The organism is Chromohalobacter sp. (genome assembly GCF_039830575.1).
GTDB classification, from domain to species: Bacteria; Pseudomonadota; Gammaproteobacteria; order Pseudomonadales; family Halomonadaceae; genus Chromohalobacter; species Chromohalobacter israelensis.
Window position 1 is genome coordinate 15,719 of sequence record NZ_JBDOOX010000017.1, and the last position, 24,705, is coordinate 40,423.

At 63.4% G+C, this 24,705-nt stretch carries 21 protein-coding genes and 2 tRNA genes; 6 read left to right on the forward strand and 17 right to left on the reverse strand.

The window, feature by feature from the left end:
* The first annotated feature begins 111 nt into the window (after positions 1-111).
* The 5 genes from panB (at position 112) to ABGX75_RS15640 (ending at position 4,677) form a co-directional block, all read left to right on the forward strand.
* Complete coding sequence (gene panB, locus ABGX75_RS15620) at positions 112-903, forward strand: 3-methyl-2-oxobutanoate hydroxymethyltransferase (RefSeq protein WP_035414456.1); 792 nt, start codon at positions 112-114, stop codon at positions 901-903.
* A complete protein-coding gene (gene panC, locus ABGX75_RS15625; protein WP_011508356.1) occupies positions 903-1,754 on the forward strand; it encodes a pantoate--beta-alanine ligase in 852 nt (283 codons plus the stop codon). The genes panB and panC overlap by 1 nt, the downstream gene beginning before the upstream one ends.
* 31 nt (positions 1,755-1,785) lie before the next feature.
* The gene (gene panD, locus ABGX75_RS15630) at positions 1,786-2,166 is read left to right on the forward strand and encodes an aspartate 1-decarboxylase (protein ID WP_347411000.1); all 381 of its coding nucleotides are present in this window, start codon (positions 1,786-1,788) and stop codon (positions 2,164-2,166) included.
* A 167-nt stretch (positions 2,167-2,333) separates the two neighbouring features.
* Positions 2,334-3,515 carry an acetyl-CoA C-acetyltransferase gene (locus tag ABGX75_RS15635; protein ID WP_347411001.1) on the forward strand — a complete coding sequence of 394 codons (1,182 nt, stop codon included), beginning with the start codon at positions 2,334-2,336 and terminating at the stop codon, positions 3,513-3,515.
* Between the two features lie 139 nt (positions 3,516-3,654).
* Positions 3,655-4,677 (forward strand): acyltransferase, encoded by a 1,023-nt coding sequence (locus ABGX75_RS15640; protein WP_347411002.1) that lies wholly within the window; start codon positions 3,655-3,657, stop codon positions 4,675-4,677.
* 90 nt (positions 4,678-4,767) lie between these two features.
* Here the strand turns inward: ABGX75_RS15640 and pnp are convergent, their stop codons facing one another.
* The 15 genes from pnp to rlmE form a co-directional block, all read right to left on the reverse strand.
* Positions 4,768-6,891, reverse strand: a complete 2,124-nt coding sequence (gene pnp, locus ABGX75_RS15645; protein ID WP_035414452.1) for a polyribonucleotide nucleotidyltransferase — start codon at positions 6,889-6,891, stop codon at positions 4,768-4,770.
* A gap of 233 nt (positions 6,892-7,124) precedes the next feature.
* A complete protein-coding gene (rpsO, locus tag ABGX75_RS15650; protein WP_011508361.1) occupies positions 7,125-7,394 on the reverse strand; it encodes a 30S ribosomal protein S15 in 270 nt (89 codons plus the stop codon).
* A gap of 173 nt (positions 7,395-7,567) precedes the next feature.
* Positions 7,568-8,491 carry a tRNA pseudouridine(55) synthase TruB gene (gene truB / locus ABGX75_RS15655; RefSeq protein WP_347411003.1) on the reverse strand — a complete coding sequence of 308 codons (924 nt, stop codon included), beginning with the start codon at positions 8,489-8,491 and terminating at the stop codon, positions 7,568-7,570.
* On the reverse strand, positions 8,491-8,886 hold the full coding sequence (rbfA, locus tag ABGX75_RS15660) for a 30S ribosome-binding factor RbfA (RefSeq protein WP_011508363.1): 396 nt from the start codon (positions 8,884-8,886) through the stop codon (positions 8,491-8,493). The genes truB and rbfA overlap by 1 nt, the downstream gene beginning before the upstream one ends.
* A 56-nt stretch (positions 8,887-8,942) precedes the next feature.
* Positions 8,943-11,474, reverse strand: coding sequence for a translation initiation factor IF-2 (infB, locus tag ABGX75_RS15665; protein ID WP_011508364.1), 2,532 nt, complete (start codon positions 11,472-11,474; stop codon positions 8,943-8,945).
* A 27-nt stretch (positions 11,475-11,501) separates the two neighbouring features.
* A complete protein-coding gene (gene nusA / locus ABGX75_RS15670) occupies positions 11,502-12,995 on the reverse strand; it encodes a transcription termination factor NusA (protein WP_011508365.1) in 1,494 nt (497 codons plus the stop codon).
* Between the two features lie 26 nt (positions 12,996-13,021).
* Positions 13,022-13,483: a ribosome maturation factor RimP gene (gene rimP, locus ABGX75_RS15675; protein ID WP_011508366.1), complete on the reverse strand. Its 462-nt coding sequence runs from the start codon at positions 13,481-13,483 to the stop codon at positions 13,022-13,024.
* Between the two features lie 137 nt (positions 13,484-13,620).
* A tRNA-Met gene (locus ABGX75_RS15680) sits at positions 13,621-13,697 on the reverse strand.
* Positions 13,698-13,804: 107 nt separating this feature from the next.
* Positions 13,805-13,891: transfer RNA gene (locus tag ABGX75_RS15685), tRNA-Leu, on the reverse strand.
* Between the two features lie 146 nt (positions 13,892-14,037).
* Positions 14,038-14,397 carry a preprotein translocase subunit SecG gene (secG, locus tag ABGX75_RS15690; protein WP_011508367.1) on the reverse strand — a complete coding sequence of 120 codons (360 nt, stop codon included), beginning with the start codon at positions 14,395-14,397 and terminating at the stop codon, positions 14,038-14,040.
* A gap of 4 nt (positions 14,398-14,401) precedes the next feature.
* Positions 14,402-15,151, reverse strand: coding sequence for a triose-phosphate isomerase (gene tpiA, locus ABGX75_RS15695; protein WP_011508368.1), 750 nt, complete (start codon positions 15,149-15,151; stop codon positions 14,402-14,404).
* Positions 15,152-15,216: 65 nt separating this feature from the next.
* Positions 15,217-16,578, reverse strand: a complete 1,362-nt coding sequence (gene glmM, locus ABGX75_RS15700; RefSeq protein ID WP_347411004.1) for a phosphoglucosamine mutase — start codon at positions 16,576-16,578, stop codon at positions 15,217-15,219.
* A complete protein-coding gene (gene folP / locus ABGX75_RS15705) occupies positions 16,575-17,366 on the reverse strand; it encodes a dihydropteroate synthase (RefSeq protein ID WP_128691676.1) in 792 nt (263 codons plus the stop codon). The genes glmM and folP overlap by 4 nt, the downstream gene beginning before the upstream one ends.
* A gap of 198 nt (positions 17,367-17,564) precedes the next feature.
* On the reverse strand, positions 17,565-19,532 hold the full coding sequence (ftsH, locus tag ABGX75_RS15710; protein ID WP_011508371.1) for an ATP-dependent zinc metalloprotease FtsH: 1,968 nt from the start codon (positions 19,530-19,532) through the stop codon (positions 17,565-17,567).
* A 139-nt stretch (positions 19,533-19,671) separates the two neighbouring features.
* Positions 19,672-20,304 carry a 23S rRNA (uridine(2552)-2'-O)-methyltransferase RlmE gene (gene rlmE / locus ABGX75_RS15715; RefSeq protein WP_035414446.1) on the reverse strand — a complete coding sequence of 211 codons (633 nt, stop codon included), beginning with the start codon at positions 20,302-20,304 and terminating at the stop codon, positions 19,672-19,674.
* A 256-nt stretch (positions 20,305-20,560) separates the two neighbouring features.
* Between rlmE and yhbY the strand changes: the two genes are divergently transcribed.
* Positions 20,561-20,887 carry a ribosome assembly RNA-binding protein YhbY gene (gene yhbY / locus ABGX75_RS15720; protein ID WP_011508373.1) on the forward strand — a complete coding sequence of 109 codons (327 nt, stop codon included), beginning with the start codon at positions 20,561-20,563 and terminating at the stop codon, positions 20,885-20,887.
* A 95-nt stretch (positions 20,888-20,982) separates the two neighbouring features.
* On the opposite strand, the gene greA is transcribed toward yhbY, so the two are convergent.
* Positions 20,983-21,459 (reverse strand): transcription elongation factor GreA, encoded by a 477-nt coding sequence (gene greA, locus ABGX75_RS15725; protein WP_011508374.1) that lies wholly within the window; start codon positions 21,457-21,459, stop codon positions 20,983-20,985.
* A complete protein-coding gene (carB, locus tag ABGX75_RS15730; RefSeq protein WP_035414444.1) occupies positions 21,456-24,686 on the reverse strand; it encodes a carbamoyl-phosphate synthase large subunit in 3,231 nt (1,076 codons plus the stop codon). The genes greA and carB overlap by 4 nt, the downstream gene beginning before the upstream one ends.
* Positions 24,687-24,705: the final 19 nt, after the last annotated feature.

The window sequence follows — 24,705 nt, forward strand, 5'->3', positions numbered from 1 at the left end:
TAGAGTTGCACCCGATTTGTTACCGATCCACACTCCCACCACCCTCGGGTAACGCCTGCGGTAACACTTGCCGTCCGGGTCCGCCAGGACCGACAAACCACGAGACTTTCCATGAAAACCGTCACCTTGAGCCGTCTCAATGCCTTCAAGCATGCCCAAGAGCCGTTCAGCTGCCTGACGGCCTACGATGCCTCGTTCGCCCAGCATGCCGATGCAGCCGGCATCGATGTCCTGCTGGTCGGCGACTCGTTGGGCATGGTACTTCAGGGCCATGCCAGCACGCTTCCCGTGACGCTCGACGACATCCTCTATCACACGCGCTGCGTGGCGCGCGGCAAGCAACGCAGCCTGTTGATGGTCGACTTGCCCTTCATGAGCAACGCCGACACCAGCCAATTGCTGCGTGACGCCGGTGCCTTGATGCGGGCCGGCGCCGAGCTGGTCAAGATCGAAGGCGCGGGGTGGATGCACGAGGGAGTCCGCGAGCTCACGCGGCGCGGCGTGCCGGTGTGCGCGCATCTCGGCCTGACGCCACAGAGCGTGCATCAGTTCGGCGGCTACAAGGTACAAGGCCGCGAGCAGGACGATGCCCAGCGCATCATCGACGATGCCCGCCTGCTGGTCGAGGCCGGTGCCTCGGTGATCCTGCTGGAATGCGTGCCCGCCGCGCTCGGCCGCGCCGTGCGCGACGCCGTGGACGTTCCCGTGATCGGTATCGGCGCCGGCCCCGAGGTGGATGGGCAGATCCTGGTCATGCACGACGTGATCGGCGTGACGCATGGACGTCCTCCACGCTTCGCCAAGAATTTTCTGGCGGGTCGTGACAGCATCCAGGCGGCGTTCGAAGCCTACCGCGATGCCGTCAAGACGCGTCAATTTCCCGCCGAGGAGCATTGTTTCTGATGTTGACGCTGTCCGACATCGGCGAGCTGCGCAATCATCTGCATGCGGCGCGGCGTGATGCCAAGCGTATTGCGCTCGTTCCCACCATGGGCAACCTGCACGCGGGCCATCTGGCCTTGGTCGACGCGGCGCGGCGCGACGCGGACGTGGTCGTCGCGACCATCTTCGTCAATCCGCTCCAGTTCGGCGCCAATGAAGACTTCGCGAGCTATCCGCGCACCCTCGAGGCGGATGCCCAGGCACTCGCGTCGCACGGTTGCGATCTCGTGTTCACGCCGCGCACCGACGCCCTCTACCCGCACGGCCTCGAGGCACATACCCAGGTCAGCGTGCCCGACGTCTCGGAAGGACTGTGCGGCGCCAATCGTCCAGGGCACTTCACCGGCGTGGCCACGGTCGTCAGCCTGCTTTTCAACCTGGTGCAGCCGGACGCGGCCTATTTCGGCCGCAAGGATTACCAGCAGTTCATGGTCATCCGTAAACTGGTGGCGGATCTGCACTTCCCGATCGAGATCGTCGGTGTCCCCACGCAACGTGCCGAGGACGGCCTGGCACTGTCGTCACGCAATGGCTACCTGAGTGCCGCGGAGCGCCAGCGTGCGCCGGCGCTCTACCGCACGCTATGCCAAGTGCATGACGCACTGCGCGCCGGCGAGGCGCCGCCGACCGCCCTGCGTGACGGTCTGGCGGCCCTCGCCGAGCAGGGCTTCAAACCCGATTACCTGGAGCTGCGTCGCGCCCAGGATCTCGGCCCCATCGCCCCCGATACCCAGGAAGCGATCCTGCTGGTCGCCGCGCATCTCGGCACCACCCGCTTGATCGACAACCTTGCGGTCAGCTTGCCGCGTTGACCGTCGACGCGGCGTCACGACGAGGTTTTTCATGTACACCATCATGCTCAAGGCCAAACTGCACATGGCGCGCGTCACTCACGCAGTGCTCGACTACGAGGGGTCCTGCGCCATCGACGGCGAACTGCTGGATCTCGCCGGTATCCGCGAGAACGAGCAGATCCAGATCTACGATGTCGAAAACGGCAATCGCTTCACGACCTATGCGATCCGCGGCGAGGCAGGATCGCGGCTGATCTCGATCAATGGAGCCGCGGCACACCAGGCTCAGGTCGGCGATCGCGTCATCATCTGCAGCTACGCGCATTATGCGGAACATGAGCTGGCGACTCATCAACCGGCGCTGGTCTATCTGCAAGAAGGCAATCAGGTCAGCCACACGAGCCACGCGATTCCCGTTCAGTTCGCTTAGGCCAGTCCGCCGGTATGCATCACCTCATACCGGCGGTCTACACCTATTACCCGATTGCCGCTTCTCCCTCGACTCGCCTACGCTATAAGACGTGATTCTCTGCGCGACGCTTCTGATACCGCACGGCGCGCATATTGATATTTCTTCTGCGGCGAAAGGAGTCTCCCATGCAAGACGTGGTGATCGTAGCGGCACGGCGCACCGCCATCGGCAGTTTCGGCGGTGCACTCGCCAGTATCCCCGCGACCCAGCTCGGCGCTACGGTCATCGCGGATCTTCTTGCGCATACCGGCGTGGCCCCTGACCAGGTCGACGAGGTACTGCTCGGCCAGGTACTCGCCGCCGGCTGCGGACAGAACCCCGCCCGCCAGGCGGCGATTCTCAGCGGCCTGCCCGCGGCCGTCCCCGCCATGACCATCAACAAGGTCTGCGGCTCGGGACTCAAGGCCCTGCATCTTGCCACTCAGGCGATTCGCTGCGGCGATGCCGAACTGATCATCGCCGGGGGCCAGGAAAACATGTCCGCCGCTCCGCATGTCCTGCCGCACTCGCGTACCGGCCAACGCATGGGCGACTGGACGGCAGTGGACACGATGATTCGCGATGGCCTCTGGGATGCCTTCAACGATATCCACATGGGGATCACCGCCGAAAACCTCGCCGAGAAGTACACCATCACCCGGGAAGACATGGACGCCTTCGCCGCCGCGTCCCAGCAAAAGGCCAGTGCCGCCATCGAGGCGGGGCGTTTCGCCGGCCAGATCGTGCCGGTGGCGATTCCCCAGCGCAAGGGCGATCCCGTGCATGTCACCACCGACGAAGGGCCACGGGCGGGCGTCACCGCCGAGCAACTCGCCGCACTGCGCCCAGCCTTCAAGCGTGATGGCACGGTCACCGCCGGCAACGCCTCGTCGCTCAATGACGGCGCGGCCGTGGCCATGCTGTGTTCGGCGGACAAGGCCAAGTCACTGGGGCTGGAGCCGCTCGCGGTGATCAAGGCCTATGCCAATGCCGGGGTCGATCCCAGCATCATGGGCATTGGCCCCGCGCCGGCGACACGGCGCTGTCTGGAACGCGCCGGCTGGTCTCTCGATGAGCTGGACTTGATCGAGGCCAACGAAGCCTTCGCCGCCCAGGCACTCGCCGTCAACAAGGAGCTCGGCTGGGACCCCGCCAAGATCAACGTCAACGGGGGTGCCATTGCCCTGGGACACCCCATCGGCGCCTCCGGATGCCGGATACTGGTCACCCTGCTGCACGAGATGATCGCCCGTGATGCCAAGAAGGGACTGGCCACGCTTTGCATCGGCGGTGGCCAGGGAGTGGCGCTGGCCATCGAACGGCCCTGAGATGCCCGAGGCATTAATCAGAACGCTGTTTTGTAACGTCATGCAACAGCACTGAACTTTCTTCCTTTCTCGCTTGCCTCATATCACGGCGCCCGGTGGCGCCGTGCGTTCATGGTGCCAGCGAGGAAGTGTCATCGGTATGCTGATTTCTGTTCAGGCGTTACGTGCCTTCGCGGCGTGGGTGGTCGTCTTCCATCATTTCGTGCAGGTTTTTTTCGATTTCGATGCCAACAATACATTCGAGCATCTGCTCGCCACGCGCGGCCAGATGGGTGTGGATATTTTCTTCATCATCAGTGGCTTCGTGATTTATGCCTCCACCGCGCGCCGCGCGCCCTCCGGAGGCGAGTTCCTCCTTCAGCGAGCTGCTCGCATCGTGCCGGCCTACTGGCTATATACCGCCATTACCGCCGGCATCCTGTACCTGTCCCAGGATGTGATGCCGGATTACGGGTTGAGTCTCAAGAGCCTGGCGATGTCGCTATTCTTCCTGCCAGTGGAAAACCCGGCCGGCTACGGCTACTACCCCACCTTGCCGGTCGGCTGGACGCTCAACTTCGAAATGCTGTTTTATCTCGTCTTCGCGGCGTCGCTGTTGATCAATCGTCATCTACGCCTGTGGGTGGTCGTGCTCGGCCTGATCGCGATCGGCGCCTGGCTGTCGGAGCGCCCGCTGCTCAGTGACTTCTATCACGATCCCATTCTCTACAATTTCCTGCTCGGCCTGGGGGTAGGCTTTCTCCACCGTCGCGGCTGGCTGCCAGGCGGACGCTGGCTACCCGCCGGCGTCGCCTTGCTGGCCTTCACCTTCATGATGCAGTTCGAAGATCCGCAGGGCATGACACGCTTCATGCTGTGGGGATTGCCGGGTGCCGTGCTGCTATGCGCCTTCATCGCCATGGAAACACTGTTTGCCGGCAACCGAGCCATCAAGGCATTGGGCGACTGGTCCTACTCGACCTACCTGTTGCATGTCATCGTGCTGTGGACGGCACAGTATGTCCTGACCGAACACATCGGTTGGCCGCCTTACGCGACCCTGGCGCTTTGCTTGCCACTCATCGCCGTGCTCTCCTGGGTCAGCTTCGAGTATCTCGAAAAGCGTCTATCACGCCGCCTGCGCAATCTCATGCCCTCCCGGCGTGTCACTTCCACGACCTGAGACGCACCTCCCCAAGCAGCGCCGCTGAAAGCAAAAAAGCCCCGTACACGCTGTGTACGGGGCTTCGTCAGACCGCGCGTGTGGCGGGCGTTACTCGGCGGGTGTCGCTTCGAACGCCGCTTTTTCTTCCGCGGTGACTTCCTTGATGGAAAGCTTCACGCGGTTGCGGTTGTCGATATCGAGCACCTTGACGATGACCTCCTGGCCTTCGCTCAGATAGTCACGCACGTCGTTGACACGCTCGGGCACGATCTGCGAGATGTGCACCAGACCATCGGTACCCGGCATGAAGGTGACGAAGGCGCCGAAGTCGGTGATGCGCGCCACGGTGCCCCGATAGAGCTTGCCGATTTCCGGTTCGGCGGTAATCGCCAGCACGGTATCGATCGCCGCCTTGGCTGCCGTCTTGTCCTCGGCGTAAATGCGTACGGTACCGTCGTCGTCGAGATCGATCGACGCGCCGGTATCGTCGCAGATCTTGCGGATCGTGGCGCCGCCCTTGCCGATGACATCACGAATCTTGTCGGGATCGATCTTGATGGTGGCCATCGAGGGCGCGTTGTCGGAGACTTCGCTGCGGCTCTGGGCGATCACCGTGTTCATCTGCTCGAGAATGTGCAGCCGCGCCTCGTGGGCCTGCTGCAGCGCGGTTTCCATGATCTCTTCGTTGATGCCCTCGATCTTGATGTCCATCTGCAGGGCCGTCACGCCGGCGGTGGAACCGGCGACCTTGAAGTCCATGTCGCCGAGGTGATCTTCGTCGCCGAGGATGTCGGTCAGTACCGCGAAGCCGTCCTCGTCCTTGACCAGGCCCATGGCGATGCCTGCCACCGGTGCCTTGAGCGGCACACCGGCATCCATCAGTGCCAGCGAGGAGCCGCACACCGACGCCATGGAGCTGGAACCGTTGGATTCGGTGATTTCCGACACCACGCGGATGGTATACGGGAAGTCTTCCTCGCTGGGCAACATGGCCTGAACGCCGCGCCGCGCCAGACGACCGTGGCCGATCTCGCGGCGCTTGGGCCCGCCCATGAAACCAGCCTCGCCCACGCTGTAGGGGGGGAAGTTGTAGTGCAGCAGGAAGCGGTCCTTGCGTTCGCCTTCCAGCGATTCGATCAACTGGGCGTCACGCAGGGTGCCCAGGGTCGCGACGACGACCGCCTGGGTCTCGCCACGCGTGAACACGGCCGAACCATGCGTCTTGGGAAGGGTGCCGACTTCGATCGACAGCGGACGCACGGTACGGTGATCGCGCCCATCGATACGCGGTTCGCCCTGGATGATGCGCGAACGCACGACACGCTTCTCGAGGCTTGCGAACGCCCCTTTGACATCGTCGGCGGCATACTGGCCGGACTCTTCTCCCGCCAGACGCTCGAGGGCCTCGTCCTTGAGCGCGGACAGGGCATCCTGGCGCGCCATCTTGTCGGTGATGCGGTACGCTTCGCCCACCTTGGCTTCGAATTCCGCCGCCAGTGCACTCTTGAGCGTGGTGTCGTCGGCCGGCGGCTGCCAGTCCCAACGCGGCTTGCCGGCTTCGTCGGCCAGCGCCTGGATCGCCGTGATCGCGGCCTGCATTTCCTGGTGGCCGAAGAGCACCGCACCGAGCATTTCATCCTCGAGCAGTTCCTTGGCCTCGGACTCGACCATCAAGACGGCTTTTTCGGTACCGGCCACGACCATGTTCAGCTCGGAGCTTTCCAGCTCTTCCACGGTCGGGTTGAGGAAATACCCCTTGTCTTCATTGAAGCCCACGCGCGCCGCGCCGATCGGCCCGTTGAACGGGACCCCGGAAATCGCCAGTGCAGCGGAGGTGCCCAGCATCGCCGCGATATCCGGGTCGTGATTGCGGTCGGTGGACAGCACCGTGCAGACGACCTGCACTTCATTCATGAAGCCGTTGGGAAACAGCGGGCGAATCGGGCGATCGATCAGCCGCGAGGTCAGGGTTTCCTTTTCGGTGGGCCGGCCTTCGCGCTTGAAGAAACCACCGGGGATCTTGCCCACCGCATAGGTCTTTTCCTGATAGTGCACCGAGAGCGGGAAGAAGGGTTGCGCGGGATTGACGTCCTTCTTGGCCACCACGGTACAGAGCACCACGGTGTCGTCCATGGTGACCATCACGGCACCAGTGGCCTGGCGGGCGATGCGACCCGTTTCCAGGGTGACGGTGCTGTGACCGTATTGAAACGTTTTCTTGACCGGGTTCACGGCAATGTCCTTAACTTTTCATCTCATGTATTGGTCGTTTCGACTCGGCGACCATTTTAGGAGGTCACGCGCTACGGGGCCACTCATTACGACGCCCGGACCACTACAAACATAAAAACGGGCAGCCCCTGGGGGCTGCCCGTTCAACGCGGCATGCGTCGTTGCCAGCGGCAGGCACGTCACGCCCGGCTCGAGGCCATGCCTCGCGCCAGGATCGTGCACGCAGCCTGTGCTTAGCGGCGCAGGCCGAGACGCTGGATCAGCGACTGATAACGTTCGAAATCCTTGCGCTTCAGGTAATCCAGCAGCTTGCGGCGCTGGTTGACCATGCGGATCAGACCACGACGAGAGTGGTGATCCTGCTTGTTGCTTTTGAAGTGGTCCTGCAAGCCATCGATGTTGGCGCTTAGCAAGGCCACCTGGACTTCGGGAGAACCGGTGTCGTTTTCACCACGACCGTACTCGTTGACGATGGTGGCTTTCTGTTCAGCGGTCAGTGCCATTTGTCTCTCCAGTAAACAATATGCCTGAGCAATGAATGTCGGAGACCACGCATATTTGCAGTCTCCAGAGTGTCCCGCACGCGGCGGGCGCCATGTCGAAGGCATTGCCTTCACGCGTGTCGATGGCATCGATCACGCCCCACCGCGCATGGCCCGCAGCAGGTACTGCCCCCTCACTCGCTGGCGAGCGAGGCGGTATTCAATAAGCGACGCGGCGCGACTTCGCCGCACTCGGTGACCGTCACCAGACCCAGGAACGCGGTGTCACGGTACAGCCTCGCGGTGCTCTGTGCTGCCAGTCCCGCCGTGTCTATCTGCGCACGCTGGCCATGCAGAAGACGCCGCGATGCGCTTGCCGCCACCTCGAGCGATGGCAGGTGCGTCAACATGGTATCCACCGGCAGCAAGCGTGCCTCGCGCGATGCCGCATCCAGATCCTCGAGTGCCGAGAAGGCGTGCATCGCGTCGGCCTCGAAAGGCCCGCTGCGAAGTCGACGCAGGCTCGTGATATGTGCCCCGCATCCCAGCGCGTGCCCGATGTCCTCGGCCAGCGTGCGGATGTAGGTCCCCTTGCTGCAGCGAACCTCGAGCTCGAAGCCCTCCGCCTCGCAAGAGAGAAGGCGCATATCATAAACCGTCACGCGCCGGGCCGCACGTTCGACATGCTTGCCCTCGCGCGCCAGCTCATACAAGGGACGGCCCTGGTGCTTGAGCGCCGAGTACATCGGCGGTACCTGCTCGATCTCGCCACGAAAGCCAGCCAGCACGGCCTCGATATCACGCTCGTCGAGCGCCGGCACCGAGTGATGCTCGATCACCGTGCCTTCGGCATCACCGGTATCGGTCACCTCGCCCAGCCGGACCCAGGTGCGATACGTCTTGTCGGCATCCAGCAGATAGGCGGAAAACTTGGTCGCCTCACCGAAGCAGACCGGAAGCAACCCCGTCGCCATGGGATCCAGCGTTCCGGTATGTCCGGCCTTTTGTGCGTCGTACAAGCGACGCACCTGCTGCAAGGCACGATTCGAGGACACGCCCGGGGCCTTGTCCAGCAACAGCACGCCATCGATCGGCGTGCCTCGACGGCGTCGCGCCATCAGCGTACCTCGTCTTCGTCGTCATCTTCGTGGCGGCGACGGTCATCGGCGACCGCCTCGTCGATCAAGGACGACAGACGCTGCCCGCGCACCACGCTTTCATCGTAGTGAAAGCGCAGCTCCGGCACATGCCGCAGCTTGATGCGATTGGCGATCTGGCTGCGCAAGAATCCCCGGGCATGACGCAACACCTTGAGGTTCTCGTCGATACGCGCGGCGTCGTTCTCGCCCAGCAGGGTAATGTAGATGTCGGCATAGCCAAGGTCGCGACTGACCTTGACCGAGCTGACGGTCACCATGCCCAGACGCGGATCCTTGATCTCGCGCTGGATCAGGACGGCCAACTCCTGCTGCAGCTGATCGGCAACGCGATCGGTACGTTTGAATTCGCGCATCGTTTTCTCCCGCGGATCACCGCTCGGGCGGCGAGCGACGCATCGCCCGCCACGCCTTACAGGCTACGCTCGACCTTGACCTGATCGAAGACCTCGATCTTGTCGCCGACCTGAACGTCGTTGTAGTTCTTGACGCCGATACCGCACTCCATACCGCTGCGGACCTCGCCAATGTCGTCCTTGTAACGACGCAGGGACTCGAGCTCGCCTTCGTAGATGACCACGTTCTCGCGCAGCACACGAATGCGCTTGTGACGATAGACGGTACCCTCGACGACCATGCAGCCTGCCACGGCACCGATCTTGGGCGCCTTGAACACGTCGCGCACTTCGGCCACACCGACGATCTCTTCCTTCCACTCCGGCGCCAGCATGCCGCTCATGGCCTGCTTGACCTCGTCGATGAGCTGGTAGATCACGCTGTAATAGCGCAGGTCCAGGCCTTCACGTTCGACGATCTCCCGCGCGGACACGTCGGCACGCACGTTGAAGCCGACCAGGATCGCCTCACTGGCCACGGCCAGGTTGGCGTCGGTGCCGGTAATGCCGCCCACACCGGACGAGACGACCGCCACCTTGACTTCATCGGTGGAGAGCTCTTCCAGCGCGCCACGAATGGCTTCCAGGGAGCCCTGCACATCGGCCTTGAGCACGATGTTGACCTTGGCGACTTCGTCCTGGCCCATCTGGCTGAACATGTTCTCCAGCTTGGCCTTCTGCTGGCGTGCCAGGCGCACCTCGCGGTACTTGCCCTGACGGAAGTTGGCCACTTCACGTGCCTTCTTCTCGTCGGCGACGACGATGAACTCGTCACCGGCCTCGGGCGTGCCATCGAGCCCCTGGATTTCCACCGGCATGGCCGGGCCGACCTCTTCCACGCGCTTGCCGAGTTCGTTGACCAGGGCGCGTACGCGGCCATAGTGCAATCCCGCCAGGACGATATCGCCCCGCTTGAGCGTGCCGTTCTGCACCAGCACGGTCGCGACCGGGCCTCGGCCCTTGTCCAGCTGCGACTCGACGACCACGCCCTTGGCCGGCGCTTCCGGGACGGCCTTGAGCTCGAGCACTTCGGACACCAGCAGGATGGCTTCCAGCAGCGCGTCGATGCCTTCACCGCTCTTCGCCGACACATGCACGAACTGCGTGTCGCCGCCCCAGGCTTCGGAAATCACGCCGTATTGCGACAATTCGTTCTTGACGCGATCGGGATCGGCGCCTTCCTTGTCGATCTTGTTGACGGCCACGACCAGCGGCACACCGGCCGCCTTGGCGTGTTCGACCGCCTCGACCGTCTGCGGCATGACGCCGTCATCGGCCGCGACCACCAGGATGACCACGTCGGTCGCCTGCGCACCGCGAGCACGCATCGCCGTGAATGCGGCGTGACCCGGGGTATCGAGGAAGGTGATGTCGCCGCTTTCGTGCTCGACGTGATAGGCACCGATGTGCTGCGTGATGCCGCCGGCTTCCCCGGTCGCCACCTTGGTGCGACGGATGTAGTCGAGCAGCGAGGTCTTGCCGTGGTCGACGTGGCCCATGACGGTGACGACCGGCGCTCGGGTGATCTCTTCGCCTTCGTAGGAGATGCCCTCGAGCACCTCGGTCTCCAGCGCATCGTCCTTGACCAGCTTGGGCTTGTGGCCCATTTCTTCGACGACGATGGCCGCCGTGTCCTGATCGATGGTCTGGTTGATGGTCACCGCCGCTCCCATGGTGAACATCGCCTTGATGACCTCGTTGGCCTTGATCGACATCTTGTCGGCCAGATCGGCGACACTGATCGACTCGGGGATGGCGACTTCACGCACGATGGGCTGCGTCGGCTTCTGGAAGCCATGCTGATTGTCGCGACCGCCGCCACGACGGCTGCCGCGACGCTCGGAGCGCTTGGTCTTCTTGGCGTTGCCACGACGCCGTTCGCCGCGTTCGCGACGCTCTTCGTCATCGTCACGCTTGCGGCCGCGCCCGGTATCCTTCTTCTGATGGTTCTGGCCACGACGATTCGGCGTGCGCGGCTCCTTGGGCGGCGCCTCGACGAAAGGCTCGCTGGCGGTTTCCGGTTCCTCGGGCTGCGGCGCACCGGGAGCCTCGGCAACCGGCTCGCTTTCCGCCGCTTTCGATGCTGCGGCGGCAGCGGCTTCTTCTTCGGCCTTGGCCTTGGCAGCCTGCTCGGCAGCGGCTTGCTCCGCCTTGGCGGCCTCGTCGGCCTTGGCCTGATTGGCGCTGGCCATGTCACCGACCAGCTGACGCGGACCGGTTTCCTCGGCCGCCTTTTCCTCGGCCGGCTCCGGCTCGCGCTTGACGTAGGTACGCTTCTTGCGAACCTGCACGTCGATCGCCTTGCCGCGACCATCGCCACTACGGATCCGGCTCTTGGTGTTACGCGTCAACGTTACGCGGTTCTTCGTCGCGCCGCTGTCCCCACCGTGGCTACGCGTCAGGTGCTCGAGAAGGCGCTGCTTGTCCTCCTCGGATACCGCATCGCCTTCGGTCTTGTGGGGGAGACCCGCTTCTTGCATCTGCTCCAGCAGACGGGACACATCGCGTCCCACCTTGCTGGCAAAATCCTTAACGGTCATGTCTGACATTACGACCCTCCTGAGCCCGTGACCAGATTACTGTTCGCTCTCGAACCAAGGCGCACGAGCGGTCATTATCAGCGCCGCGGCGCGCTCTTCGTCCACATCGTCGATGTCCTTGAGATCATCGATGGACTGCTCGGCCAAGTCCTCACGCGTGACGATGCCTCGACTGGCGAGCGTAAATGCCAAGTGACGATCCATGCCCTCCATTTCAAGGAGGTCGTCATCGGGCTGCGCACCGTCCAGCGCCTCTTCGGAAGCGATGGCCAGCGTCAGCAATTCGTCCTTGGCTCGAGCGCGCAGCGTTTCGATCAGTGCTTCATCCAATTCCTCGATCTCGAGCAACTCTTCGAGCGGCACATACGCCAGCTCCTCGAGCGAGGTAAAGCCTTCCTCGACCAGCAGACGGGCGAGTTCCTCGTCGACTTCGAGGTGATTGATGAAGTACTCGATCAGGCTGTCGATTTCTTGCTCGCGCTTGCCTTCGGCCTCTTCTTCGGTCATCACGTTGAGCGTCCAGCCCGTCAGCTCGGAAGCCAGGCGAACGTTCTGGCCGCTGCGGCCGATGGCCTGCGCCAGGTTGTCCTCGGCGACGGCGACATCCATGGAATGGGCGTCTTCGTCGACGAGAATGGAGCCGACTTCCGCGGGCGCCATGGCATTGATCACCAGTTGCGCCGGGTTGTCGTCCCACATGATGATGTCCACGCGCTCGTTGCGCAGCTCGTTGGACACCGCTTGCACGCGCGACCCGCGCATGCCGACACACGCACCGACCGGGTCGATGCGCTTGTCATTGGTCTTGACTGCAATCTTGGCGCGAGCGCCGGGATCACGCGCCGCGCCCTTGATCTCGATGAGCTGCTCGGCAATTTCGGGCACCTCGATCTTGAAGAGCTCGACGATCATGTCGGGGCGCGTCCGCGTCAGGATCAACTGCGATCCGCGCGCTTCGGCGTCGACCTTCCACAACAGGGCACGCACGCGTTCGTTCATGCGATAGCGCTCGCCGGGGATCATCTCGCTGCGCGGCAGGAACGCTTCGGCATTCTCGCCCAGGTCGACGATCAACCCTTCGCGCGTGGTCTTCTTGACGATACCGGCCACCAGTTCGCCTTCACGCTCGGCGTATTGGCGGACGACCTCGGCCCGCTCGGCCTCGCGCACCTTCTGCACGATGACCTGCTTGGCGGTCTGGGCGGCGATGCGACCGAAGGCGACCGACTCGACCTGCTCCTCGACCACGTCACCCAGCGCCAGGGGCGGATCGCGACGCTCCGCCTCGGACAGCGGGATTTCGCTATCCGGATTCTCGAACGCCTCGTCCTCGACGACAGTCCAGCGACGGAAGGTGTCGTAATCACCGGTCGCGCGATCGATCTTGACGCGAGTGCTCACTTCCTGGCCATCGAAGCGCTTACGCGATGCACTCGCCAGCGCCGACTCCACGGCCTCGAAGATCACCTCACGCGGCACCCCCTTTTCGTTCGAGATCGCATCTACGACCAGCAGAATCTCTTTACTCATGCCTATGCCTCGCAGAAAAGCTGTCCTTAATTATCGAACTGAGGCACCACGCGCGCCTGCTCGATGCTTTCGATCGGAAAGCAATATTCTTGTCCGTCGAGATGCAGCAGAATCTCGTCGCCCTCGACGCCGGCCAGTTGGCCCTGAAACTTGCGACGCCCTTCGAAGGGCGTGCTCAGCTTCACCTTGACATGACTGCCCTTGAAGCTCGCAAACTGCTCGAGCGTGAACAAGGGACGATCCATCCCCGGTGAAGACACTTCCAGTCGGTATTCACCCGAAATGGGGTCTTCAACGTCCAGCACCCCACTGACCTGGCGGCTGACGGCCGCACAGTCATCTACCGTCACGCCATCGGCGCTTTCGATATAGATGACCAGTCGGGAGTGTTTACCCTGGGAGAGGTAGTCGACTCCCCAGAGTTCGAAGCCCATGGCCGTCACGACCGGCTCGATGAGCGCTTTCAGTGCAGCGTCCTTGTTTGCCACAGACGGAGGCTCCCACTAGCAGTTGCATCAGGCACCTGACCAGGAGTAAAGAGGAAAGCTAGGTGGCTGATTGGCGTTATCGTCGCAAGTGATAACAAAAAGCCCCTTCGTAGGAAGGGGCCTTTCGTAAAAAAACTTGGTAGCGGGGGCCGGATTTGAACCGACGACCTTCGGGTTATGAGCCCGACGAGCTACCAGACTGCTCCACCCCGCATCAGTGGCTGACGATTATACTGCTCAACTCCTTAAAGGTCAAGGAGCCAAATCATCGTCAAATCTTGCCAATCTCTATTTGAGTCAACTGCTTACATCGACTCAAGATGGTGCCGAAGGCGGGACTTGAACCCGCACGACCGTAAGGTCACTACCCCCTCAAGATAGCGTGTCTACCAATTCCACCACTTCGGCAACAGGGGGCAAGTTCTTGTCGGCACAAGATCGGCGCATCATCCGCCTTCCAGCTGTACCGACGCCTTGCTTCAAGCGCTCGCCTCGAACCGGGAGCATTCATCATGCACCGCACTTGGCGAGCTAACCCGATGACGACACTGCAATTATTCGCCGCCGTCCTCGAGCACTGGCGCAGTATTCTCCACGTTCTCTTCTTCCTCGTCAAGCGTCGCCGCAGATTTTTGCTGCTCGACCGCCTGTGCGTCGGGGATGCCTTCCTGCGGCGCATCGCCGGCCTGGGACACGAAATAGGCGAGTCCGAGCGACGTGGCGAAGAAAACCGCGGCCAGCACACCGGTCAGCTTTGCCAGGAAGTTGCCGCTGCCCTGCGACCCGAAGACCGTCTGCGAAGCACCGCCACCGAAGGCGGCCCCCGCCTCGGCGCCCTTGCCTTGCTGCAGCAACACCAACACCACCAGGGCAATGGCGATCGCTACGTGAACCAACAACACCCCAATATACATCGCGCTACCTTGCTGAATGACAGATGGCTAGAAAATCGTCGACCTTGAGCGAAGCACCGCCCACCAGGCCGCCGTCGATATCCGGCTGGGCCAGAAGTTCGGCCGCGTTGGCCGCGTTCATGCTGCCCCCGTAGATCAGTCGCATCGACTGGGCCAGGGCAGGATCGAAGCCGGCCTGGTACTCGCGGATCGCGGCCATGACCTCTTGTGCCTGCTCGGGCGTCGCGGTACGCCCGGTGCCGATGGCCCAGACGGGCTCGTAGGCGATCGTCACGCGGGCCCGTTGCGCGGGTTCCAGGGGCGCCAGCGCATGTCCGACCTGGCGCAGCACGACATCGCGCGTACGCCCGGCATCGCGCGCCTCGAGCGTCTCGCCGACACACAGGATCGGCCGCAGGTCTGCATTCAGGGCCGCCAACAGCCGGTCATAGACGTCGTCGTCGCTTTCGCGATAAAGCTCGCGGCGCTCGGAGTGCCCGACCAGGACGTACTCGACGTCGAATTCCTTGAGCATGCGCCCACTGACCTCACCCGTGCGCGCTCCTGCATGCAGGGGGTTGAGCGTCTGCGCCCCGAGCTTGACGGGCCCGCCGGCCAGAGCGCGGCGCGCCGCATCGAGATAGGGGAACGGTGGATGCACCACGACTTCCACCGACTCGGGAAGGTCGGCATCGGCAAAGGCCTGGCCGAACGCGTCGACCAGGGCGCTCGAACCGTTCATCTTCCAATTGCCCGCGATCAGCGGCGTGCGCATAGAAACAGTCCTCCGAATGGAGCGCCATGGTATAGGAGGCGTATTGACAACACAATATGCGGGCCTCAGCGCACCATATGCCCCTCGATGTTGTCGGCGATACGGCGCGCCAGCGCGTCCACGTCAAAGTGCGGACGCCCCTCGACCATGACCCGAATCAACGGCTCGGTGCCCGAGGGTCGCAGCAGCACCCGGCCTTCCTCGCCGAGTTCGGCCTCGACCGATGCCACGGTATGCTGGACCTGCTCGTTGCCAAGCAGTGCCTCCTTGTCCGTCTCGGGGGTCAGCCGTACATTGACCAGCGCCTGCGGCGCCTTCTCGAACCCTTTCAGCAAGGCCGCCAGCGATGCCCCTTCGCGCACCATGATGGCCAGGACCTGCAGGGCCGAGACGATACCGTCGCCCGTGGTCTGCACATGGCCACAGACGATGTGCCCCGAGGACTCGCCGCCCAGCTGCCAGCCATTGGCCGCCAGTCGCTCCATGACGTAGCGATCGCCGACCTTGGCGCGCTCGAAGGGAATGTCCAAGGCTTCCAGCGCCGCCGCCAGGCCGAAGTTGGACATCAGGGTGCCCACCACACCGCCGCCCAGCAGGTCCCGCGCGCGCCGGTCCCGTGCAATCAGATAAAGAATGTCGTCGCCGTCCACCTCGCGGCCTTCGGCATCGACCAGCACCACACGGTCGCCATCGCCATCCAGCGCGACCCCCAGATCGGCGCCACGCTCGATCACCGCCGCACGCAGCGCCGCCGGATGGGTGGAGCCCACGCCATGGTTGATGTTGAGACCATCGGGATCGGCGCCGATCAGGCTCACCTCGGCCCCCAGCTCGCGCAGGACGCTGGGTGCGATGTGATAGGTCGCCCCGTGGGCGCAGTCGAGGACCACTTTCAGCCCTTCCAGCGTCAGGCGGTCGGGTACCGTGGATTTGCAGAACTCGATATAGCGCCCCGCCGCATCTTGAATGCGTAGCGCCTTGCCCAGTGCATCCGGTGCCACCGTCGACAGGGGCAAGTCGAGCTCCGCCTCTATCTCTTCCTCGACGGCATCGGCCAGCTTCACCCCTTCGGCGGAGAAGAACTTGATGCCGTTGTCCTGGAAGGGGTTGTGCGAGGCCGAAATCACGATGCCCGCATCGGCGCGGAAGGTACGCGTCAAATACGCGATGCCCGGCGTGGGCATCGGCCCCAGCAGGGAAACATCCACGCCCGCCGCCGAGAGACCGGCTTCCAGGGCGGATTCGAACATGTAGCCCGAGATGCGCGTATCCTTGCCGATCAGCACCTTGGCGCGCGACTTGCGCCCCGTACGGCGTGACAGCACTCGCCCCATCGCCCAGCCCAGCTTGAGTACGAAATCGGCCGTGATGGGCGCCTCGCCCACCGTGCCGCGAATTCCATCGGTTCCAAAATAGCGTCGTGTCATGCGTCGGTGCCTTCCTGTAGCACAGCCCAAGTCATGTTGACCGCATCCACCGTCGGTCCAACGTCGTGGACGCGCACGATACGCGCCCCGCGCTCCACCGCCATGGTGGCCAGCGCCAGGCCGCCCGGCAAGCGCTCCTCCACGGGACGCGCCAGCACCTTGCCAATCATACTCTTGCGTGACATACCGACCAGCAGGGGAAGCCCAAAATCAGTCAATTGTTGCATGCGATTCAGCAGGCGCAGGTTATGTTCGACACGCTTTCCGAAGCCGAAGCCTGGGTCGAGCACCAGTCGATCGCGGCGCAATCCTGCCGCTTCGCATTCGGCGATGCGTGTCTCGAAAAACGCCGCCACCGCGTCCTCGATGGGCATGTCGTAATGCGGTGACAGCTGCATGTCGGTGGGCTCGCCCACCATGTGCATCAGGCATACCGGCAGGCCGCTCACTGCCGCTGCTTCCAGCGCTCCCGGCCAGCGCAGCCCGCGTACGTCGTTGATCATGCCCGCCCCCAGCGAGGCCGCCTCGCGCATCACCTGGGGCTGGCTGGTATCCAGAGACACGAGGGCGTCAAGCTCGCGGACCAGGCGCTCCACCACCGGCAGCACGCGGTCCAGCTCTTCCTGTGGCGACACCGGTGTCGCGCCGGGACGTGTCGACTCGCCGCCTATATCGATGACCGCCGCGCCCTCCGCCAGCATTCGCTCGGCATGCCGCAGGGCATCGTCGAGCGCATTATGGCGCCCGCCATCCGAAAACGAGTCCGGGGTGACGTTGAGTATCCCCATGACGCGGGGATAGGAAAGATCGAGCTGGTGGCGCCCGCACCGCAACGGGTGGGGCGCGACATTGGCGTCTTGCATTGTCATGACCATCGCGGCGTCAAACGTTTACTCTAGCATGCGGGATTACCGGTGTAAGCACGCCCCAACGACGACGGGCGCCGCAATGCGGCGCCCGTCGCGCAGGGAAGGGGCCAGGCGCGATCAGTGCCCCGCCGGCCCACCCAGGGGATCCGAAGGACGACGACTGGTGTCGCCTTCTTCGTCGCCCTGTCCTTCGGCTTCATCGTCGGCAGAGGGGTTTGCGGTCGACCCCGAGCCGGTCGTCGGCCCCTTGTCGTCCCAGTCCTCCGGCGGACGCGGCTTGCGACCTTCCATGATGTCGCGGATCTGGTTGGCATCGATGGTTTCGTACTGCATCAACGATTCGGCCATCAGGTCCAGCTTGTCGCGATTGTCTTCCAGGATCTGGCGCGCCTTGTTATAGCATTCGTCGATGATCCTGCGCACTTCCTTGTCGAGGCGCGTCGTGGTCTCGCCCGACTTCAGCTTGCCGCCGCCCTGGCCGCCGCCGCCCAGGAATTGATGCGACTCGTCCTCGTCGTACATCAGCGGGCCCATCTCTTCCGAGAGCCCCCACTTGGCGACCATGTTGTGGGCCAGCTCGGTGGCGCGCTTGATGTCGTTGGATGCCCCGGTGGTGACGCCATTCGGCCCCAGGGTCATTTCCTCCGCGAGGCGGCCGCCGAACAACGAGCAGATCTGACTGATGATCTGCTGCCGAGAGAGACTGTAACGATCCTCCTCGGGCAGGAACATGGTGACACCCAGGGCACGCCCGCGCGGGATGATCGTCACCTTGTAGACGGGGTCGTGCTCGGGCATCAGCAGCCCGATGATGGCATGGCCCGACTCGTGGTACGCGGTGTTGCTCTTCTCCTTCTCGGACATGACCATCGAGCGCTTCTCGGAGCCCATCAGGATCTTGTCCTTGGCCATCTCGAGCTCGTCCATGCCCACCAGGCGCTTGTTGCGACGCGCGGCGAACAAGGCGGCCTCGTTGACCAGGTTGGCCAGATCGGCGCCCGAGAAGCCAGGCGTGCCGCGAGCGATGAAGCTCGGCTGCACATCGTCGGCCAGCGGTACCTTGCGCAGGTGCACGCCAAGAATGTGCTCACGTCCGCGAATGTCGGGCAGCCCCACGGTCACCTGACGGTCGAAGCGACCGGGACGCAGCAGTGCCGGGTCGAGCACGTCGGGGCGGTTGGTGGCCGCGATCACGATGATGCCGTCGTTGGCTTCGAAGCCGTCCATCTCCACCAGCAACTGGTTGAGCGTCTGCTCGCGCTCGTCGTGACCACCCCCCATGCCGGAACCACGATGACGGCCCACGGCATCGATCTCATCGATGAAGATGATGCACGGGGCCTGCTTCTTGGCCTGTTCGAACATGTCGCGAACACGCGAGGCCCCCACGCCGACGAACATTTCCACGAAGTCCGAGCCGGAAATGGTGAAGAACGGGACCTTGGCCTCACCGGAGATGGCCTTGGCCAGCAGGGTCTTGCCCGTCCCCGGAGGCCCCACCATCAACACGCCGCGCGGTATCTGCCCGCCCAGCCGCTGAAACTTGCTGGGGTCCTTGAGGAAGTCGACGAGTTCCTCGACTTCTTCCTTGGCCTCGTCGCAGCCGGCAACATCGGCGAAGGTCGTCTTGATCTGATCCTGCGTCAGCAGTTTGGCCTTGGACTTGCCGAAGCTCATCGGGCCGCCCTTGCCGCCGCCGCCACCTTGCATCTGACGCATGAAGAAGATGAAGATCGCGAGGATGATCAGGATCGGGAAGCTGGCCACGAGCAGGCGCGTCCACAGACTTTGCTCCTCGGGCTTCTTGCCGATCACGCTGACGTCATGCGCCAGCAGGTCGTCCATCAGCTTGGGGTCTTCGGCCGCCGGACGGATCGTCTGGAACTGCGTACCGTCTTCACGCTCACCGTTGATGGTGTAGCCTTCGATGGTCACGCTTTCTATCTGGTCGTTCTGCACCTGCTGGACGAACTGCGAGTAGCTCATCGCCTGAGGTGAGCTGTCGACGCTGAAGTTGTTGAACACCGTCAGCAATACCGCCGCGATGACCAACCAGAGAATCAGGTTCTTCGCCATGTCGTTCAAGGGAATACCCTCATTGCATGCAACTGTCTGCCAAGCAGGACCATAGGTTGGACACTACACCACATGAGGCGTGCCGACTACCAAGTCATTACGACTATCGAGCCGATAACCGCGTGGTGAGTGCGCCTTGGGCGCATGCTCAGCCGTGGAATCCTTCCGCAAGCAAGTAGACTTCACGCGAACGGGCACGCGATGCCTCCGGCTTGCGAGTCACTACCTTGCGGAAGCTGCCGCGCAGCTCCTTCAAATACGCATCGAACCCTTCTCCCTGGAAGACCTTGGCCAGAAAGCGCCCGCCAGGCGACAGAGTCTGACGCGCCAGATCCAGCGCCAGCTCGACGAGGTACATCGCCTGGGGCTGATCGATGGCCGCCATACCACTCATATTGGGGGCCATATCGGACATGACAAGGTCGACGCGACGGCCTTCCAGAGCGGCGAGGATCTGTTCCAGCACCTCCATCTCGGTGAAGTCGCCCTGGACGAACGTCACGCCGGCCAGCGCATCCATTTCCAGGATGTCGGAGGCGATGACGCAGCCCTTGTCGCCGACCTTGTCGGCTGCGATCTGACTCCAGCCACCCGGTGCCGCGCCCAGATCGATCACGGTCATGCCCGGCTTGAGCAATGCGTCCTTGGCATCGAGTTCCAGCAGCTTGTAACTGGCCCGCGAGCGATAGCCGTCCTGCCACGAGCGCTGCACGTAACGGTCGTCGAAATGCTCCTTGAGCCAGGAGGCCGAACTCTTGCTGGTGTGCGAGGAACGTGCCACGAATCACCTAAGTCGATAACGGTTGAGAATCTTCCGGAAGGCAGGGAGGGCTAGCTGGGCGGGCGGCACGGCCTTTCCAAGGCGCCGCTTTCCCCGTAACATGGCGCGTTCTATCTTTTCTCGGCGCCACCTCACGTACTGTCCGCGAGGCCAGGACGACATCCAGCGTTGCGCCGGCATGCGGCCTCGTCGCATTCAGATAACGCCCTCGGCCATCTGCGCCGAGTGTCCGCCAACCCGGAATAGTCACGATACCATGAGCTTGTCACAGGCACAAAAGAAAGCATTTCGCAGCATCGGCCACCATTTGAACCCCGTGGTGACGGTCTCGGAGAACGGGCTGACCGAGGGCGTCATGGCCGAGCTCGCTCGCGCCCTGGAAGACCATGAACTGGTCAAGGTCAAACTCGCCATCGGCGACCGCGAAGCGCGCAACGCCGTGACCGCCGAGCTCGCCGAGGCCAGCCGCAGCGAGCTCGTCCAGACCATCGGCAAGGTCGTGCTGCTCTACCGCCACAACCCCAGGGTCAACCCCAAGCTTTCCAACATCCAGCGCTTCGAGAACCACCACGGGCGGCGCTGAGACGCTTAGCGCAAGCCTGGGCGTTCGCCCGACGCACAAAAAAGTCCGCGACATCGTCGCGGACTTTTTCTTGGCTCGCAGCACATGGCACCTGCTCAGAGGTGCTCGACGCCGGCGATTTCGTATTCGACATCGCCTCCCGGCGTACGCACCAGGACGGTATCGCCCTCTTCCTTGCCGATCAGGGCGCGCGCGATCGGCGAGGTCACGGAAATCCTGCCCGCCTTGATGTCGGCCTCGTCCTCGCCGACGATCCGGTAGCGAACCTCCTCGTCGTTGTGGAGATTGATCAAATCCACCGTCACGCCGAAGATCACCTTGCCGGTCTTGGGCAGCTTGGTCACGTCGATCACCTGCGACGCGGACAGCTTGCTCTCGATCTCCTGGATACGTCCCTCGATGAACCCCTGCTGCTCGCGCGCCGCGTGATACTCGGCATTTTCCTTGAGATCGCCGTGCTCACGCGCTTCGGCAATCGCATTGATTACCCGAGGACGCTCCTCGCCTTTGAGCTGCTCGAGCTCTTCACGCAGTTTCTGCTCACCTGCGACGGTCATCGGGACCTTGTTCATGTGCTTGCTCCTGCATGCAATTCCTGCAGCCGCCGTACGGTAATCTCGTTTCCATACTCAAGCGCCATACACACGGCTCGCGCCCCCGCCAACGTCGTGGCATAGGGGACCTTGCGGGCAAGTGCGGTACGGCGGATCACGGAAGAATCACTGATCGCCTGGCGGCCTTCGGTCGTATTGACGATATAGGCCACTTCGTCGTTCTTGAGCATGTCGACGATATGCGGGCGGCCTTCATAGACCTTGTTGACGACCTTGACCGGGAGGCCAACCGCTTCGAGGGCGATGGCGGTACCACGGGTCGCGATCAGGCTGAACCCCAATGCTAGCAGAGATTGCGCCACCTCGATAATCTCGCGCTTGTCCGGGTCGCGCACCGAGAGAAACGCCTTGCGTTCGCCATCCAGCCTCGGAATCGCCTCGCCGGCGCTGAGCTGCGCCTTGTAGAAGGCCTCGGCGAAGGTCACGCCGCTGCCCATCACCTCGCCGGTGGATTTCATCTCCGGCGACAGGATGGGATCGACGCCCGGGAACTTGTTGAACGGGAAGACGGCTTCCTTGACGCTGTAGTAGCCGGGAATACGCTCCAGCGTGAAATCCTGCTCGCCGAGCGTCTTGCCCGCCATGCAGCGCGCCGCGACCTGGGCCAGCGACGTGCCGATGCACTTGGACACGAACGGCACGGTCCGCGAAGCGCGCGGATTGACCTCGATGACGTAGATCTCGTCGTCCTGCCAGGCCAGCTGCACGTTCATCAGCCCCACGACGTTGAGTTCCAGCGCCATGCGCTTGACCTGGTCGCGCATCTCGTCCTGCACGTGGGCCGGCAGCGAGTAGGGCGGCAGCGAGCATGCCGAGTCGCCGGAGTGCACGCCGGCCTGCTCGATGTGCTGCATGATCCCGCCGATCACCACCTGCTCGCCGTCGCTGACCGCGTCGATATCGACCTCGATGGCCGCATTGAGGAAATGATCCAGCAATACCGGCGAATCGTTGGACACCTTGACCGCATGGGTCATGTAGCCTTCCAGCTCGGCGGCGTCGTAGACGATCTCCATGGCCCGCCCGCCGAGCACGTAACTCGGACGCACGACCAGGGGATAGCCGATCTTCTCGGCCTTGGCGAAGGCATCCTCGAAGCTGCGCGCGGTGGCATTGGGCGGCTGCTTGAGCCCCAGCTTGTCGATCATCTGCTGGAAGCGCTCGCGGTCCTCGGCCCGGTCGATGGCATCCGGCGTGGTGCCGATGATCGGCACGCCCGCCGCCTCCAGCTCGCGCGCCAGCTTGAGCGGCGTCTGGCCGCCGAACTGCACGATCACCCCGGCCGGCTTCTCCTTGTCGGCAATCTCGAGCACGTCCTCGAGGGTCACCGGCTCGAAGTAGAGGCGGTCACTGGTGTCGTAATCGGTGGACACGGTTTCCGGATTGCAGTTGACCATGATGGTTTCAAAGCCGTCTTCCCGCATGGCCAGCGCCGCGTGCACGCAGCAGTAGTCGAACTCAATGCCCTGGCCGATGCGGTTGGGCCCGCCGCCCAGCACCATGATCTTCTGGCGGTCGCTGACCTCGGCTTCGCACTCCTCCTCGTAGGTGGAGTACATGTAGGCCGTGTTGGAGGCGAACTCCGCCGCGCAGGTATCGACCCGCTTGTAGACGGGACGAATGCCGTGCTTCTGACGCGTCTTGCGGAACTCCTTCTCGGACACGCCCAGCAGCGTGGCCAGGCGCGCATCGGAAAAGCCCTTGCGCTTGAGCCGGAACAGCGTCGCCGCCGACAGCTCGCTCAGCGAGCAGCTGGCCAGCTGCTGCTCGAGACGCACCAGCTCCTCGAGCTGCACCAGGAACCAGCGATCGATATTGGTCAGCGCGAAGACCTCTTCCACGCTCATTCCCGCGCGCATGGCATCGGCGACGAAGAAGATGCGATCGGCCCCGGCCGCCTGCAGCTCGCCCTTGATCAAGGCCATGCCGGCCTCGTTGAACTCGGTCACCTTGGGGTCGAGACCGTCGGCGCCGATTTCCAGGCCGCGCAGGGCCTTCTGCAGCGACTCCTGGAAGGTCCGGCCGATCGCCATCACCTCGCCCACCGACTTCATCTGTGTGGTCAGGCGGTCGTTGGCCTGCGGGAACTTCTCGAAGGTGAAACGCGGAATCTTGGTGACCACGTAATCGATGGAGGGCTCGAAGGACGCCGGCGTCTTGCCGCCGGTGATGTCGTTCTGCAGCTCGTTCAGGGTATAGCCGACCGCCAGCTTGGCAGCGATCTTGGCGATCGGGAAGCCGGTCGCCTTGGAGGCCAGCGCCGAGGAGCGGCTGACGCGCGGATTCATCTCGATGACCACCACGCGGCCGGTCTGCGGGTCGACGCCGAACTGCACGTTGGAGCCGCCGGTCTCCACGCCGATCTCGCGCAACACCGCCAGCGAGGCGTCACGCATGATCTGGTATTCCTTGTCGGTCAGCGTCTGCGCCGGCGCGACGGTGATGGAGTCGCCGGTGTGGACGCCCATGGGGTCGAAGTTCTCGATGGCGCAGACGATGATGCAGTTGTCGTTCTTGTCACGAACGACCTCCATCTCGTATTCCTTCCACCCCAGCAGCGACTCGTCGATGAGCAGCTCGTGGTTGTTGGAGAGCTCGAAGCCGCGCGTGCAGATCTCCTCGAACTCTTCCTTGTTGTAAGCCACCCCGCCGCCGGAGCCGCCCATGGTGTAGGACGGACGAATGATCACCGGAAAGCCCAGTTCGCCCTGGATTTCCCATGCTTCGCTCATGCGATGGGCGACCTTGGCCTTGGGGCACTCCAGGCCGATGTTCTTCATCGCCTTGTCGAACAGGTCGCGATCCTCGGCCTTGTTGATGGCGTCGGCATTGGCCCCGATCATCTCCACGCCGTACGTCTCGAGCACGCCGTGCTTGTCGAGATCCAGCGCGCAGTTGAGCGCGGTCTGCCCGCCCATCGTCGGCAGGATGGCATCGGGACGCTCCTTCTCGATGATCTTGGCCACCGCCTGCCAGGTGATCGGCTCGATATAGGTCGCGTCCGCCATCACCGGGTCGGTCATGATGGTCGCCGGGTTGGAGTTGACCAGGATGACGCGATAGCCTTCCTCGCGCAGCGCCTTGCAGGCCTGGGCGCCGGAATAATCGAATTCGCACGCCTGCCCGATGACGATGGGCCCGGCGCCGATGATCAGGATGCTCTGGATGTCGGTACGTTTCGGCATGACGATTCCCGCTAGACTA

Bases quoted from the DNA above. Each gene is read 5' to 3' on its own strand.
- panB (WP_035414456.1), top strand. From the start codon at position 112: ATGAAAACCGTCACCTTGAGCCGTCTCAATGCCTTCAAGCATGCCCAA.
- panC (WP_011508356.1), top strand. From the start codon at position 903: ATGTTGACGCTGTCCGACATCGGCGAGCTGCGCAATCATCTGCATGCG.
- panD (WP_347411000.1), top strand. From the start codon at position 1,786: ATGTACACCATCATGCTCAAGGCCAAACTGCACATGGCGCGCGTCACT.
- ABGX75_RS15635 (WP_347411001.1), top strand. From the start codon at position 2,334: ATGCAAGACGTGGTGATCGTAGCGGCACGGCGCACCGCCATCGGCAGT.
- ABGX75_RS15640 (WP_347411002.1), top strand. From the start codon at position 3,655: ATGCTGATTTCTGTTCAGGCGTTACGTGCCTTCGCGGCGTGGGTGGTC.
- rpsO (WP_011508361.1), bottom strand. From the start codon at position 7,394: ATGGCACTGACCGCTGAACAGAAAGCCACCATCGTCAACGAGTACGGT.
- truB (WP_347411003.1), bottom strand. From the start codon at position 8,491: ATGGCGCGACGCCGTCGAGGCACGCCGATCGATGGCGTGCTGTTGCTG.
- rbfA (WP_011508363.1), bottom strand. From the start codon at position 8,886: ATGCGCGAATTCAAACGTACCGATCGCGTTGCCGATCAGCTGCAGCAG.
- infB (WP_011508364.1), bottom strand. From the start codon at position 11,474: ATGTCAGACATGACCGTTAAGGATTTTGCCAGCAAGGTGGGACGCGAT.
- nusA (WP_011508365.1), bottom strand. From the start codon at position 12,995: ATGAGTAAAGAGATTCTGCTGGTCGTAGATGCGATCTCGAACGAAAAG.
- secG (WP_011508367.1), bottom strand. From the start codon at position 14,397: ATGTATATTGGGGTGTTGTTGGTTCACGTAGCGATCGCCATTGCCCTG.
- tpiA (WP_011508368.1), bottom strand. From the start codon at position 15,151: ATGCGCACGCCGCTGATCGCGGGCAATTGGAAGATGAACGGTTCGAGC.
- glmM (WP_347411004.1), bottom strand. From the start codon at position 16,578: ATGACACGACGCTATTTTGGAACCGATGGAATTCGCGGCACGGTGGGC.
- folP (WP_128691676.1), bottom strand. From the start codon at position 17,366: ATGGGGATACTCAACGTCACCCCGGACTCGTTTTCGGATGGCGGGCGC.
- yhbY (WP_011508373.1), top strand. From the start codon at position 20,561: ATGAGCTTGTCACAGGCACAAAAGAAAGCATTTCGCAGCATCGGCCAC.
- greA (WP_011508374.1), bottom strand. From the start codon at position 21,459: ATGAACAAGGTCCCGATGACCGTCGCAGGTGAGCAGAAACTGCGTGAA.
- carB (WP_035414444.1), bottom strand. From the start codon at position 24,686: ATGCCGAAACGTACCGACATCCAGAGCATCCTGATCATCGGCGCCGGG.